Raw genomic sequence first — 14761 nt, 5'->3', positions numbered from 1 at the left:
CGCTTCGGGCGGACTCCGATCTCGCCAGGAATTTGTCATGACCTCCGCCGTGCAGCATCGGGTCCGAACCCAGGACGGGATCACCCTGGCCGCCGACTGCTACGACCACGATGACGCCCGTCCCGTCGTGCTGCTCCTGCACGGCGGCGGCCAGAACCGGCACGCGTGGAGCACTTCAGCGCGTCGCCTCCAGGCATGCGGATACACAGTCGTCGCCTACGACACCCGCGGTCACGGCGACAGCGACTGGGACCCCGCCGGCAGGTACGACCTCGAGCGACTCGCGACCGATCTGCTCGCCGTGCGTGAGCACTTCAGCGCGGATATCGCCCCTGCCGTCGTAGGTGCATCCCTTGGGGGCATGACCGTGCTCGGCACGCATCTGTTGACATCCGGGGCGTTGTGGGCGGCGGTTGTCCTGGTCGACGTCACCCCGCGGCTTGAATTCCAGGGCGCTCGTCGCGTAGTGACGTTCATGGCCGCACATCCCGACGGCTTTGGCACCCTCACCGACGCCGCCGAGGTGATCGCCGCGTACAACCCCCATCGCTCGCGCCCGGCCAACGTCGACGGCCTGCGCAAGGTGCTACGGCAGCGTCACGACGGCCGCTGGATCTGGCGGTGGGACCCGGCATTCATTCACTCCAACTTCGACTTCCTCCGCGACGAATCGACCACGGGAACGGAGCAATTCGACGCGATCAGCCACCTGCTGATCGACGGAGCCCGACGGGTCAGCGCCCCAACACTTCTCGTAAGGGGCCTGTTGTCCGACGTGGTCTCCCAAGCCACCGTCGACGAGTTCCAGCAACTGGTTCCCCACGCCGAGACCGTCGACGTATCCGGTACCGGACACATGATCGCCGGCGACGACAACGACGCCTTCAGCTCCGCCGTCACCGAGTTCCTCGGCCGAAGCATCCTCCAGCCCCCGCCGTGATCGGGCAGCGTCGAGCGGCCAGTAAAAGTGGGCCCCACCAAGGTTATTGAAACGCTGCCTATGACTAAGAGGAGGCCCTCACAACGCCTTTCGGCACGCCGAATAGACCGCGACAGGCTCTGGTCGAGCTAGACGCTGCTACGCACTTGTTGGCCACCATCGGCGTCGAAGAGTTCCTTGGTCCAGCGTTCGAGGATTTCTGCGCTGTCCCAGTCGTCGGGATGAAATCCGCCGCGGGTGTAGGAACGAAAGCGCTCAATTGCTGCTGAGCTGAATAGCGGGTTATGCCGGAAGGCTCGAAGGCTGCGCAGCAACCGCACCGGGTTGTAGGCGGCACGGTCACCGGCCAGAGAGCGGGTGGTCTGGATGACCAACTCGCTGAACAAGAGGAGGCTGGCGATCCGCATCCCCCAGACCCTGGTGCGTTCGCTTCCACCGACCGTCTCATAGACATCGAAAGCGACGGCCTTGTGCTCGCATTCTTCCAGTGCGTGCCAGAGCAGAATAGGCCGCACTTCGGTGTAGCCGATGAGTTCTTGAGCTTCGTCGCTGGTGAGAATGATTTCGGCGAATGTCGCCGTATAGTGCTCCAGGGCGGCCGTCACAGCCAGGCGCATCGTGGGAGAAAAACGCTTCTCAAGTCGGCCAACCAACTTCTTGATATGCCGATCGATCCCCTCGGTGGGATAGCCCATCGCTTGGAGCCGATCGTTGAGCAGCTGATGCTGGTGTCGGTGGGTGGCCTCTTGTGCAATGAATCCCTTGACCGCCTCCTTGAGGTCAGCGTCGCTGATGTGGTCCCGGTACTCGCGGACTGACCGGATGAAGAAGTCTTCCCCTTCGGGGAACGTGGCCGACAAGGTGGACACAAAGTGGCTCATCACCAAGTCGCCATCGACGAAGTGCTGCCGACTGGTCCCGGCAGGCATGTCGAATCGAACACGGCGGGGCTTCGGGACGACCCGCGTGGTGGGCCGTGTGGACGAATCGTCGCTCATGTTGTTCTCCCGTTCGTCAAAGGCACGCTGGCAATCTGACTCTAAGCCTTGTCAGAATTAGATGGCAAGCTATCCACGTGGTTTCGGCGCGGGTGTATAGCGGGATGTCCGCCGAGGAGCGTCACCGGAACCGGCGCACCCGTCTCATCGAGGCCGCAACCGAGTTGATCGGCACGCGCGGTGTTGCCGCCGCCACTGTGACTGCCGTCTGCGCTGAATCAGGCGTCACGTCACGCTACTTCTACCAGCACTTCTCCGGCCGAGACGCCCTCCTGCGGGCTGTCTACCAGCAGCTCTATGCCACCTTCCAGGAGGTGATAGTCGACGCGATCCCCGATGCCGGCGAGCCACCGGAGGTGCTGGCGTACGCGCCGATCCGCAGGCTGGTCAGCATGATCGACAACGACCCTCGGCTGGGTCGGATCCTGTTCGTGGAATCTGCAACCGAGCCGCTGCTCCGAGAGCTACGCAGCGAACTGATGGCGGGTTTCACCGACCTCGTCTTGCGCGAAGCCAGACTCCACCTCGACATCGCCGACTCCGCCGTTGGGGTTGCCCATTTGGCTTCGACCTTGGGCGTGGGAGGGCTATTCGAAGTCTTGCGCCGCCGACTCGACGGAGAACTCGAGTTCACCACCGATGAACTCGTTCAGCACTGCGCAGGTTTCCTGGGCAGCCTCGGCAATTACGTGCTGCTGCAGAACACGGACCAGTCGGCCACAACCGAAGCCCGACCCCACAGGTAGCGGCCCGCGGCCCCGCTACGCGATGTGGCCGTCCGTGCATTCGATGTCAACGTCGAGGACCAGCAACAGCAAGACCCTGAACGACATCCAAGGCCAGTGTCGTCGACTGAACAGCGTCGGCCTTGGCTTCCAGAAGCCAACTGAGTGTTCGACCATTCCTCTGCCTACTGTGACCGCGGCCGCGGGCCTACTCGATAGCGGCCGCCACCACGTGCACTACATGCGGTAGCGTAGCGATACCGACAGTATCGCTACGCTACCAGTGGAGGTCTAGTGACCGACGGCACTGCAGATTCCCCAAGCCAGGCCACGCGTTCTGGTCGGCGCGCCAACGGATCCCCCGACCCGGCCGACACCCGCGAGTACAGCGAACGGTTGGCAGCGCTAGCCCGATTCACCCTCCGGCACAAAGCGCTGGTCATCGGGGTATGGCTGGGCGCCGCGGTGGTTCTCGCGCTGCTGTTTCCCCAGCTGGAAACCGTGGTGCGCCAACAGTCGGTGGACCTCATTCCTCGCGATGCGCCGTCCTTGCAGACGGTTGACCGCATGAGCGCCGCGTTCGGCGAAGAAGGCTCGAAAACCATGGTGTTTGTCGCCATGGAAGACCCCAATGGGTTGACTCCGACTGCACGGCAGCGCTACGGCGAACTCGTGAGCCGGTTGCAGACCGAAGGCGACCACGTCCTGCTGGTGCAAGACCTACTGGCCGATCCGATTACCGAAGCCCAGGCGGTCAGCGTCGACCGCAAAGCCTGGTACCTGCCCGTCGGCGTCGCCGGCACCCTCGGAGACCCCACGGCCGCAGAATCCGTCAACGCGGTGCGCGACATCGCCGCGGAGGTGTTCACCGACTCAACCACGACCGTGCAAGTGACGGGACCACCGGCGACCTTCAGCGACATGATCGCCTCCGCTGAGCACGACCTGCTGCTGATCTCAATCGCCACCGCTGGCGTGATCGCCCTGATCCTGCTGATCGTCTACCGGTCGGTGTTCACCGCGCTGTTACCGCTGCTGGTAATCGGGTTGAGCCTGGCAGTCGGGCGCGGCGTGCTGTCCGCCCTCGGCGAGATGGGCATGCCGGTCTCCCAGTTCACCGTCGCCTTCATGACGGCGATCCTGCTCGGCGCCGGAACCGACTACACCGTGTTCCTGATCAGCCGATACCACGAGCAGCGCCGCGCCCAAGTACCCGCCGATCAGGCCATCATCCACGCCACCGCCAGCATCGGGCGCGTCATCCTCGCCTCCGCCGCCACCGTCGCACTCGCGTTCCTGGCCATGGTCTTCGCGCGGCTCAGCGTCTTCGCCGCCCTAGGCCCCGCGTGCGCCATCGCCGTGCTGTTCGGATTTCTGGCCACCGTCACCCTGCTGCCACCCGTGCTGTCGCTAGCCGCCAAACGCGGCATCGGTGAACCCAAACCCGACCGCACCCGCCGCTACTGGAACAGCGTCGCCGTCGCCGTGGTCCGCCGTCCCGTGCCACTACTCATCGTCAGCCTGGTCATCCTGCTCGCCCTATCAGCAGCCGCTGCAACCATCAAAATCAGCTACGACGACCGCAAGGGACAACCAGACACCACAGCCAGCAACCAGGGCTACCACCTGCTGGACCGCCACTTCCGCAAAGACGTCGTCATCAGCGAATTCCTCGTCGTGGAAAACCCGACCGACATGCGGACCGGGAAAGGACTGGCCGACCTCGACGAGATGGCCTCCCGCGTCTCCCAGATCCCCGGCGTCACCAAAGTTTCCGGAGTCACCCGCCCCACCGGAGAGCGCCTCGACCAAGCAGAACTGGCCTGGCAGAACGGCCAGATCGGCGACAAAATGGCCGGCGCGGTCGCCGAGGGCAACTCACGCAAAGACGACCTCGCCAAACTCACCGGCGGCGCCGACCAGCTCGCCGACGGCCTCGCCCAACTCGACAGCACCGTGCGCACCGCCCTCACACCACTGGCCGGAATCCTCACCCAAGCCCAATCCGCAGGAACTCAGGTCAACCAATTCCGGCCACTGCTGCAACAGCTTTCCGCCACTGCCCCCGCCGTCGACCAAGCCATCCAATCCGGCCCAGGACTACGACCGCTGGCCAACCAAGCCCAAAACGCAATCACCCAGCTCGACCCACTCGTCGGCGCCCTCAACACCTCACCGTGGTGTGCCACCACCCCGCAATGCGCCCAAATCCGCGACCAGGTGAAGATCCTGGTCACTCTGCGCGACAGCGGATTCTTCACCCAGATCGCCGACCTCGGGGACCGCTACGATCCCGCCACCAATGCCACAGTCGGTGGCACCCTCGCCAACGTCCAAAACGCAGTCGCCTCGCTGGACAAGGCATTCGGAGCCCTCGGTGACCCCGCCGACCTCGCCACCAACCTCCGCCGATTGCAGGACGGAATCGGACAGCTGGCCTCCGGCGCCCAAGCACTCGCCACCGGCGTCCGCACCCTCGCCGACAGCAACATCGAAATGCTGTCCGGCATGAGCCAGATCGCCACCCAACTGCAAAACTCTTCACGCGCAGCGGCCGACTCCGACTCCTCGAGCGGTTTCTACCTGCCCGCCAACGCATTCGAGAACCGGCAATTCACCGACGTCGCCGAACAATTCCTCTCACCGGACGGCAAAACAGCGCGGTTCATGATCGAAAGCAGCCACGACCCATACAGCGTTGAAGCGATGGACCTCGCCAGCCGCATCACCGACACCGCCAACACCGCACGACCCAACACGTCACTCGCCGACGCCACCGTGTCCGTCGCCGGCTTCCCCGCCGTCAACTCCGATATCCAACGACTCCTATGGGCCGACTTCGCACAACTGGCCATCGCCACCATAATCATCGTCGGCGTCATCCTGGTCCTACTGCTGCGCGCACTCCTGGCACCCCTCTACCTACTAGGCACCGTCGTGCTGAACTACCTCGCCTCGCTCGGCATCGGCGTTGTGGTCTTCCAATGGGGACTGGGCCACGAAATCGCCTGGCCCGTACCGCTGCTGGCGTTCATCATCCTCGTCGCCGTCGGCGCCGACTACAACATGCTGCTCGTCTCACGGCTCCGCGAAGAATCCGGAACCAACATCCGCGTCGGCGTCCTGCGCACCGTGGCAAACACCGGAGCCGTCATCACCTCCGCTGGCCTGATATTCGCCGCCAGCATGTTCGGCCTCATGGTCGGCTCAGTCGCCATCATGATCCAAGCCGGCCTCATCATCGGCTTCGGGCTGCTGCTCGACACCTTCCTCGTGCGCACCCTCACCGTGCCCGCCATCGCCACACTCCTACGCGAAGCCAGCTGGTGGCCCACCAAAGCAACAAACCCGCGACGTGGTCAGACCAACGCAGGAGGCATGAAGGACGCACCTCACGTGCTGGTCCAGGAGAGGTGAGAAGCGAACAGAGCAATACCCGGCGCTACATGCCGACCAGCGTGAGGGCGTATTCACCCCGAATGAATACGACCCCTGCGCCAGTACTTTCTGAGAGTTGTTTAAGAACTGCCGGTTTGGTGGTGGAAATTTCGAAACCAACGGAGTTTCCTCCCGGACATGGTGGCATCCAGGTGCGCGTCATGGTGATGACGCTGCACAAGCTGACCGCCGGGGACGGATACCTGTACCTGGTGCGCCAAGTCGCAGCAGCCGACGATACTCAGCGCGGCCGATCCACATTGGCCGACTACTACTCGGCGAAAGGCGAAGCGCCGGGCCGCTGGCTCGGGCGCGGTTTGGCCGCTTTATCCGAGACCAGCGGGACGGATATTGATTCGCATGTCCGTCACGACATCTGGTCGGTCGAGGCGGGATCGGATGTCGGCGAGGAACAGATGCGTGCCCTTTTCGGAGAAGGCCTGCACCCCAACGCCGATCGCATCGAACGGTTCGTCGCCGGCCGCGGAGTCGGTTCTCAGCGCACCGCGGGCCGATTGGGCCGCAAGTTCTACGTCCGTGACGGGGAACCCGAGTTCGCTCGACGGCTCGCGGTCGCATACCGCGAACACAACACTGCCGCCGGTGCCCAGTGGAACACCACGATCGACGCTGACCTGCGTGCTCGCCTCCGCACCGGTATCGCTGTCGACATGTTTGGCGAGCAGTACGCCCGCCCACCGGCCGATGATCGTGAACTGTCAGGCTTCATCGCCCGCAATACCCGCGCCCGTACGACCGCTGTCGCCGGGTACGACCTGACCTTCTCCCCCGTGAAATCCGTTTCCGCACTGTGGGCTATCGCGCCACTGACTGTCGCGGAGAAAATCGAGACAGCCCACGATGCCGCCGTTGCCGAGGTTCTTGACTGGTTGCAGGATCATGCGGCGTTCACCCGGCTGGGTACCAACGGTGTCGCTCAAGTCGACACCGAAGGACTGATCGCCGCGGCGTTCACCCATCGCGATTCGCGCGCCGGGGACCCAGACCTACACACCCACATCGCCGTCTCGAACAAGGTCTGCCACGTCGACGCCAACGGCGTGCGCCGCTGGCTCGCCCTCGACGGCCAACCGCTGCACCGAACCGTGGTCGCCGCCTCCGAGTTGTACAACACGCGCCTGGAAGCTCATCTGTCTTCCAGTTTGGGTGTGTCGTTCACCGAAAAGTCGCGCGGCGCCGGGAAACGACCCGTCCGCGAAATCGTCGGACTGCCCGGAGAATTGCTATCCAGGTGGTCGAGCCGACGCGCCATGATCGAAGGCCGCACAGCCGAGCTCGCAAAGCAGTTTCAGACCGATCATGGTCGCGAACCGACACATGTCGAGATCATCGCACTGGCCCAACAGGCAACGTTGGAAACGCGCGAGGACAAGCACGAGCCCCGCTCGCTGGCCCAGCAGCGCGCGACCTGGCGGAACCAGGCCGTGGAGGTCCTCGGCCGCGACGGCGTGCAGCGGATGCTGGCCGACATCCTCGACCACCCCGCGCGGCAATATCGGGTCCCGGTGACCGATGATCGGTGGGTGTCGGCGCGCGCCGACGAGATCATCGCGACGGTGGCCCAAAATCGCGCGACCTGGCAGCGCCACCACGTCCGCGCCGAAGCACTGCGCGTTGTCCGCCACCACAACGTGTCGCACAATGTCGGACTCGTCGATCGCATCACCGATACCGCACTGTCGGAATCTTTCTCGGTGCCGCACGCCAGTGTCGGGGACGGCCTGTTGGGTGAGCCTGTCGCATTGCGCCGCCGCGACGGCGCAAGTGTCTACACCCGCCACGGAACGCAAACATTCACCAGCCGAGACATCCTGGCCGCCGAACGCCGCATCCTGACCGCTGTCGCACGTGTCGACGGCCGCTGCGCCACAGACCTCGATGTCGAATTCGCCCGCGCCGACGCAGAGCTGCGCGGACGCACTCTCAACCCCGGCCAGGTCGCACTCGTCGCGGAGATGGCGACGTGCGGGCGGCGGCTGGCACTCGCGCTCGCACCCGCGGGCACCGGCAAGACCACCGCCATGGCTGCCCTGGCCCATGCGTGGCGCAGCTCCGGAGGCCACGTCCTCGGTTTGGCCCCCACCGCCGAAGCGGCAATCGTCCTCGACGAAGACCTCAAATCCCGCACCGACACCATCGACAAGTACGTGCACACCATCGACCAGCCGGCCAACGCACAGCCCAGCTGGTTTCGCCGTGTCGGACCCGACACGCTGATCATCGTCGACGAAGCCGGAAAAGCCTCCACCGTCGGACTCGACCGCCTGATCGCCGATGCACTATCGAAAGGCGCCAGCGTGCGTCTCATCGGTGATGACGGACAGCTTTCCTCGATCTCGGCCGGCGGTGTCCTGCGCGACATCGCCGACGCCACCGACGCTCTCACCTTGACCGAAGTCGTGCGCTTCAAATCGCCCGCCGAAGCCGCTGCCGGGCTCGCACTGCACGACGCCGACCCCGCCGGCATCGCCTTCTACATCGACCACCACCGCATCCACGTCGGCACCGAAGACACCGCCGCCGACATGGCCTACCGGGCATGGCGCGACGATCTGGCCGCCGGCACAGATTCCATCCTGCTCGCCCCCACCAACGACATCATCACCACCCTCAACGCCCGCGCCCGCGCCGACCGCATCGCCACCACCCCCCACGCACAACACCAACCCACCGTCGTCCTGTCCGACGGGCTGCACGCCAGCGTCGGCGACACCATCCGCACCCGCCGCAACAACCGCCGCATCCCCATCGGCCGCGACGACTACGTCCGCAACGGCTACCGCTACACCATCACCGACGTCCGACCCGACGGCGCCATCGTCGCCCACCATTTGCGCAGCGGACGCCACGTCACCCTGCCCGCCGGTTACCTCGCCGAACACGTCACCCTCGGCTACGCCGCCACCATCGACTCCGCACAAGGCCTGACCGCCGGAAGCCGCACCACCACCGGCACCTGCCACATCGTCGGCTCCGACCAACTGACCCGCCAACACCTCTACGTCGCGATGACCCGCGGCACCGACGAAAACCACCTCTACCTGTCCACCGCCGAAGCCGATCCCCACCGCCTGCTCTCCCCCAAAGCCACCCACCCCGACACCGCCGTCGACGTCCTCACCCGCGTGCTGGCACGCGACGGCGCACAGGTTTCGGCGACCACCGCTGCCCGACAGGCCGCCGACCCGGCCACACGCCTGCACGCCGCCGCCGACATGTTCTACGACGCCCTCGGCGTCGCCGCCGAACACCACCTCGGACCCCGCACCCGCGACCACCTCGACACCCTCGCCGACACCGTCCTGCCCGAACTCAGCACCCGAGAAGCCTGGCCGGTGCTGCGCCGCCGCCTCGCCCTCCACGCGGTGGAGGGCGCCGACCCCCGCCAACTACTCACCGACGCCCTGGCCAAAGGCGACATCCACAACGCCGCGGACCCCGCCGCCGTCCTGGACTACCGCATCGACCCCGCCGGCGCCCACTCCGCCGGCGTCGGCGTCCTACGCTGGCTTCCCGCCATCCCCGACACCCTCACCCACGACCCGCACTGGGGCAACTACCTAAGGCGCAGGGAAGCCCTCGTCGAGGACTTGGCCAACGACATCCGCGCCCGCGCCCGCGACTGGACCCACGCCACCGCACCCGCCTGGGCAGGACCCCTCATCACCGTAAACACCGCACTGACCGCCGAGATCGCCGTCCTGCGCTGCGCCACAGGAATACCCGACTCCGACACCCGCCTCACCGGCGCTCCGCAACGCCCCGTCCGCACCCGCGCCGTCCAGACACTGCTGCAACGCCACGCCGCAGCCGGCATCAGCCGACACAGCGCAGACACCACCCGCTGGAACGACCTCATCGACCACCTCGACCCGCGACTGCGCGCAGACGCCTACTGGCCCCAACTGGCCACCAAACTCGCTCACGCCGCCCGCACCACCCCGCACTTCCGCGAAACCCTCATCAATGCGGCGCACCAAAAGCCCCTGCCCGACGAACAACCCGCTGCAGCACTGTGGTGGCGCATCATCGGCGCACTGTCCCCCACCACCACGCTGGCCACCACCCACTCCCGGCTACGGCCGGCCTGGCTGCGCGACCTCGACGACACCTTCGGCACCGCGCTGGCCGAAACCATCTGCGCCGACCCCGCCTGGCCCGGCCTGGTCGCCGCCATCAGCGCCGCCGACCCACACACCTGGACCCCACGCGACCTGCTGCAACTGGCCGCCGAGCACCTCAACGACGACGACGAACCGATCCCCGCCGCCGACTACGCCCGACTCATCACCTACACCGTCGACGCCTTCACTCACCGCCCGGCACTACACCCCGGCGCTGCCGAGGTACCCCTACCTGATGACGTGCCGGCCGACCCGTTCGAGGAAGAGGCGCTGTTCCCGCCCGACCCTGCCTACCCCGCCCCCGCACTGCCCCACGACTGTGCCTCATATTTTGATCAAGAGGTCCTGTCCGCCGACGGAGGGCAGGTCTATGAATATGGCACCGGCCCCATCGACGGACTTCGATTCGAAGACCTCACGACCACCCCGCCGGACCGCGAACCACTCGTCACCATCGAGCTCCTGCACTCTCTGCAACAGCAATACCGCACCGCCAGTGAGCAATTGAAGATCATCGACACCCAGATCAAGGCCGACGACGGCCCCGCCATGAACGCCGCCGCCGAAGAACTGGCGCGCATGCGTCGCCAGGTCGATGCCGACCGACCGTACCGACATGCCGTGACCGAGATCGTCGCGCAGTGGTCAGAGGCCGACGCCGCCTTCAACGATGCCCTGCTGATGGTCAAGCACACCCAGAATCGACTGCTATCGCTGCGCGTCGACCCAGACGCCGACGAACTCGATATTGCCTCCGCCCAAGCCGATCTCGCGTTCCACAACGAATTCCTGCCCGAGACCGACCCCTCTGCGCAGTTCCAGCCACTGCTCGAGAAGGCACGCGCCGCGCGAGCGCACGCAGCCGGAGGCAAACCGATAGCCACCGAACGCGACATCGACGCACTCCGCAATACCGCCAGAAACGACGACCGCACCGCCCGAACAGCGTTACGCGTGCGCTGCAACACCCTGACCACACAGATCAAACGCGCCGAACGCGATATCGCCCGCGCCTTCGCATCCGCGCACGCTGCCGCCGAAACTACCTTGGAGGCACTGCGCGAACCCGCAGAGGCAGAACTCGACGTCCTGCGCGCCGCACGCCACGTCGATATCGACCAAGCGCCGCTCGCCATCGCCGATTCTGCGCTGATCTCGATCGACTCCGCTATTGCCGCGCAGCTCACAACACTTGCCGCCCAGCCGTACCTCGTGGGCTACCTCCACGCCGACAGCTCACATCCAGGCACCGCTGCAGCCCTACACGCCCTGCGGGCGGGAGCCAACAACAGTGATCGAAAAGTACTGTGGCTCAGCACCAACGAGAACATCACAGACGAGGACTCTCGGCTCGATGCTGCCGACAGCACCTTCACACTCGACAACAGCACCGACAGCCTCGCCGAAGTGCTTCGCGCCCAGGGACCGCACACCATCGTCCTCATCGACAACCCCACACACACCCACCCCGGCCATCTCGCCGACGTCCTCCGATGTGTCACCGCGAACAACGCCCGCGCCATCATCCTCGACCCCAGCACCAGCACACCCGGACCAGCCTCAAGCGCTCTGCGACTACTGGCCACGACCCTGCCCTGGGCCACACAACTCGGACCCACCGACCACCGACGGGCGGCCAATCCAACGCCAGCCATCACGCTCGCCGCCGGCCACGACCGCACCCGACTCGGCAACGACTGGCGGCACCTGCTCAACGACTACGACACAGCCACCCGCGCCATCCGCTCCGCACACCGACTACAACTCACCCTCTCCTGGAACACCCCCCGTCACGATCGGGAACAAGATCTCGACGCGAGCATCGACGACTAGCTTCTGCGACGCTTCGTCGTGACGCACCCATAGGCAGAATTCGCTGCTGTCCAACATATTTCGGCGTACTGTGAAGGAATGGCACGCACAGCCTTTCTCTACCGTTCGACTCACGGCGGCTACCGCCACGAGGCCCCGGGTCGCGGGGGACGATCATGACCGGGCAACACGCCCTTGCACTGCGGCATCGGACGTCAGGAGTACGAGCGTGTGACACCGAGGCGATGCCACTGGTTGCTGATCCGGAGGTCCTGAGCACGGTTGAGGCCGTCTACAGCTCTGACCTCGGTCTCCCAGAGGATTGGACTCATTCTCGCCGTGCAGATTTCCTGAATGCTGAAGCTGAGAAAATTACGTGGATGGTTCGCGCACAGGCAGGCACCATTGGCGACGAACTGATCGATCAATGGACTCAGCAAAACGGCATCCCGCCGAGTTTGGAAACTCAGCGTCAGATGTTCGGCGCCGCACGTACGAAGGCGCTGCACGCGATTTTGCGAAGCGAGTTATACGAACTCATTGATTTCGGGGTCGACGACTGAGCGAGAAAGTTTAACGCTGCATAAGCATCCCTCCTGACTCATCGACTTCATTATTAGACGGCGCGACTCAGTAGGAGCCGGATCGAATCTGCAGTCACTCCAGAACAAAATTCTTCTCCATTTGTCTCCTTCGTTTGCGGACAACCGGCGAAAACTCGCTATTGCAGAATAATTTCGCAGCGGATACGCCTAGCGCGGTGGACAGCACGTCACGATTGCGCATACCGTCAATCAAGCCGAACGAATCTTGTGAAAGACGCGCGAAGCCCAAGCACTGGCCCTGAGGCAACGTCGCCTCTCTGGCTTTTGAGGAGGTGAATAGCGTTGAGTAACAGTTCATTAGATGGCCTTCCGTTACTCCTTCCGGTACCGCGCGCAGCGGTACTGCTGGGTATCAGTCGCGCGTCGGCATACCGGCTCGTGTCCACAGGCGAACTTCCGTCAAAGCGACTCGGCGGACGTGTCTACGTCGTAACCGCCGAACTTCGTCAGATCATTGCGGCATAATCGAGAGATCCTCGTCGCTGCGCGGTATCCGCGCGGCTTCTGTTGAGACGAGGCTTCCCAGCGCCGCAGTAGACACACGTGGTCCACTGCCTTCACTCCCGCAGGATCGGTCTCGTGAATTCAATCCCCAACGCCTCGCCGGGTCAGTCGAAGCACGACAGGTCGAAACGTGCCCGTCGAGCTGAGCCGATCACCAAACGGACGTCCAAGGATGGCTCGATCAGCTATGAGTTCCGCGCCGACGTTTGCAGCAAGCCGGACGGTAGCCGAGACAGACGTCGGTTCACCTACCGCACCCTGACCGAAGCGAAGCGCGAATACCGTCGTATCACAACTGAAGTCACGATCGGTGTCTACGCACGAAAGTCGACACTCACCGTGGCCGAGGCGTGTGATGAATGGCTGGCGGGACGCCGGGGAATCCGCAGCGTCACACTGCAGGGCTACAGGCACGACCTCGCCGTCGTTAAGCGATTCCTCGGCGGCAGGAAGCTCCAGCAGCTCACCAAAGCTGACGGCGATGCACTTGTGGACTACATGCTGACCAGCGGTCGAAGGTCTCGGCGCTGTTATCAGCCCGGGAGCTTGGCCGGACGAGTCATCGAGCAAATTTCGGCGCATCCCGGAGGCATCTCCGCGGCCGATCTCGTCGCCGCATTCCCCAACGAGGACGTGCACACGTGCTTGTCCGGTCTGAAGCGAGCGAAACGCGTCGCACGTCCCAGCCGAGGCATGTACGTCGTTCAAGACTCCGAGGCAGAGAACACTTCGAACGCCGGAGTCAAACCCATCACTGTCCGCTCGACGTTGACCACCTTCGGCATGGTCATCCAGTCCTTTGTCGACCAGGGCACGCTCAGTCGCAATGTCATCGCACTGGTCGAGCGGCCAGCCGACCCTCTCGTTGAAGACAAGCCCGCGACGGCCAAGTCGTGGACACTCGCCGAAGTCGACGAGTTCCGTAAGTCAGTGCGCGATGAACGGCTCTTCGCCTGCTGGCTGCTGAGCTGTTACGGCTTGCGCCGGTCGGAGGTGCTCGGCATCCGATGGTCGGCCCTCGAGGGCGACACGTTGGCCATTCGTCGGAGCCGTGTCCTGGTCGGCAACGACGCCGTCGAGGGCATGCCCAAATCTCGACGCAGCCTCCGCGAGCTGCCGCTACCTCCGGAACTGGCGGCAGCTCTGGAAAAACTCAAGGCACGGCAGCAGAAAGAAACGCAGGCGGCGGGTAACGCGTGGTCCGATGACCGCCTGATCGCTGTCCGGGCCGACGGCACCCCCATCCGCCATGAGTGGTACTCCGATGAGTTCCAGCGGCTACGTGACCGCGCCGGCCTGCGTCGTCTCCACCTCAAGGGTCTCCGCAACACGAGCGTCAGTCTGATGCTGGCCGGTGGTTTGCCGGTCCACGTCGTTGCCGCGTGGCACGGGCACGACCCCGCCGTGTCGCTGTCGATCTACTCGGACGCTCAGCGCGACGATCTACGCGCCGCCGGCGCCGCCCTCTTCGGCTGACCCTTGGCCCACTGAGATCCGCTTGGGACACTGTTGGGACACTGGGCAAAATCTTGCGGCCCGCCGAAATGACGAAACCCGCTCCGACCGAGGTCAGAGCGGGTTTTCTTGGTCGGGC

Annotated in this window: 8 protein-coding genes; 7 read left to right on the top strand and 1 reads right to left on the bottom strand. The window is 64.8% G+C overall.

What is annotated here, in order from left to right; translation table 11 throughout:
• Positions 1-37 precede the first annotated feature (37 nt).
• Entirely contained in the window at positions 38-940 is a 903-nt protein-coding gene (locus tag IC40_RS0106235; protein WP_030133883.1) for an alpha/beta fold hydrolase, read from the top strand.
• A 128-nt stretch (positions 941-1068) separates the two neighbouring features.
• Here the strand turns inward: IC40_RS0106235 and IC40_RS0106230 are convergent, their stop codons facing one another.
• Positions 1069-1938 carry a metal-dependent hydrolase gene (locus IC40_RS0106230; protein WP_013470992.1) on the bottom strand — a complete coding sequence of 290 codons (870 nt, stop codon included), beginning with the start codon at positions 1936-1938 and terminating at the stop codon, positions 1069-1071.
• A 77-nt stretch (positions 1939-2015) separates the two neighbouring features.
• Between IC40_RS0106230 and IC40_RS0106225 the strand changes: the two genes are divergently transcribed.
• The 6 genes from IC40_RS0106225 to IC40_RS28205 all read left to right on the top strand — a co-directional run bounded on the left by IC40_RS0106225 (position 2016) and on the right by IC40_RS28205 (position 14643).
• Positions 2016-2684 (top strand): TetR/AcrR family transcriptional regulator, encoded by a 669-nt coding sequence (locus tag IC40_RS0106225; protein ID WP_443677667.1) that lies wholly within the window; start codon positions 2016-2018, stop codon positions 2682-2684.
• A gap of 273 nt (positions 2685-2957) precedes the next feature.
• A complete protein-coding gene (locus IC40_RS0106215; protein WP_030133881.1) occupies positions 2958-6080 on the top strand; it encodes an MMPL/RND family transporter in 3123 nt (1040 codons plus the stop codon).
• A 182-nt stretch (positions 6081-6262) separates the two neighbouring features.
• Complete coding sequence (gene mobF, locus IC40_RS0106210) at positions 6263-12079, top strand: MobF family relaxase (RefSeq protein ID WP_030133880.1); 5817 nt, start codon at positions 6263-6265, stop codon at positions 12077-12079.
• 224 nt (positions 12080-12303) lie between these two features.
• The gene (locus tag IC40_RS0106205; RefSeq protein WP_051644279.1) at positions 12304-12621 is read left to right on the top strand and encodes a hypothetical protein; all 318 of its coding nucleotides are present in this window, start codon (positions 12304-12306) and stop codon (positions 12619-12621) included.
• Between the two features lie 324 nt (positions 12622-12945).
• Positions 12946-13128 carry a helix-turn-helix domain-containing protein gene (locus tag IC40_RS28445; protein WP_255507146.1) on the top strand — a complete coding sequence of 61 codons (183 nt, stop codon included), beginning with the start codon at positions 12946-12948 and terminating at the stop codon, positions 13126-13128.
• 114 nt (positions 13129-13242) lie between these two features.
• Entirely contained in the window at positions 13243-14643 is a 1401-nt protein-coding gene (locus IC40_RS28205) for a site-specific integrase (RefSeq protein ID WP_234411610.1), read from the top strand.
• The last annotated feature ends 118 nt before the right edge of the window (positions 14644-14761 follow it).

Source organism: Mycolicibacterium neoaurum ATCC 25795 (assembly GCF_000691525.1).
Classification (GTDB): Bacteria; Actinomycetota; Actinomycetes; order Mycobacteriales; family Mycobacteriaceae; genus Mycobacterium; species Mycobacterium neoaurum.
This window is presented reverse-complemented; position numbering and strand designations above follow the sequence as displayed.

Coding starts and splice junctions, on each gene's coding strand:
- IC40_RS0106230 (WP_013470992.1), bottom strand. CDS start 1,938: ATGAGCGACGATTCGTCCACACGGCCCACCACGCGGGTCGTCCCGAAG.
- IC40_RS0106235 (WP_030133883.1), top strand. CDS start 38: ATGACCTCCGCCGTGCAGCATCGGGTCCGAACCCAGGACGGGATCACC.
- mobF (WP_030133880.1), top strand. CDS start 6,263: ATGGTGATGACGCTGCACAAGCTGACCGCCGGGGACGGATACCTGTAC.
- IC40_RS0106205 (WP_051644279.1), top strand. CDS start 12,304: ATGCCACTGGTTGCTGATCCGGAGGTCCTGAGCACGGTTGAGGCCGTC.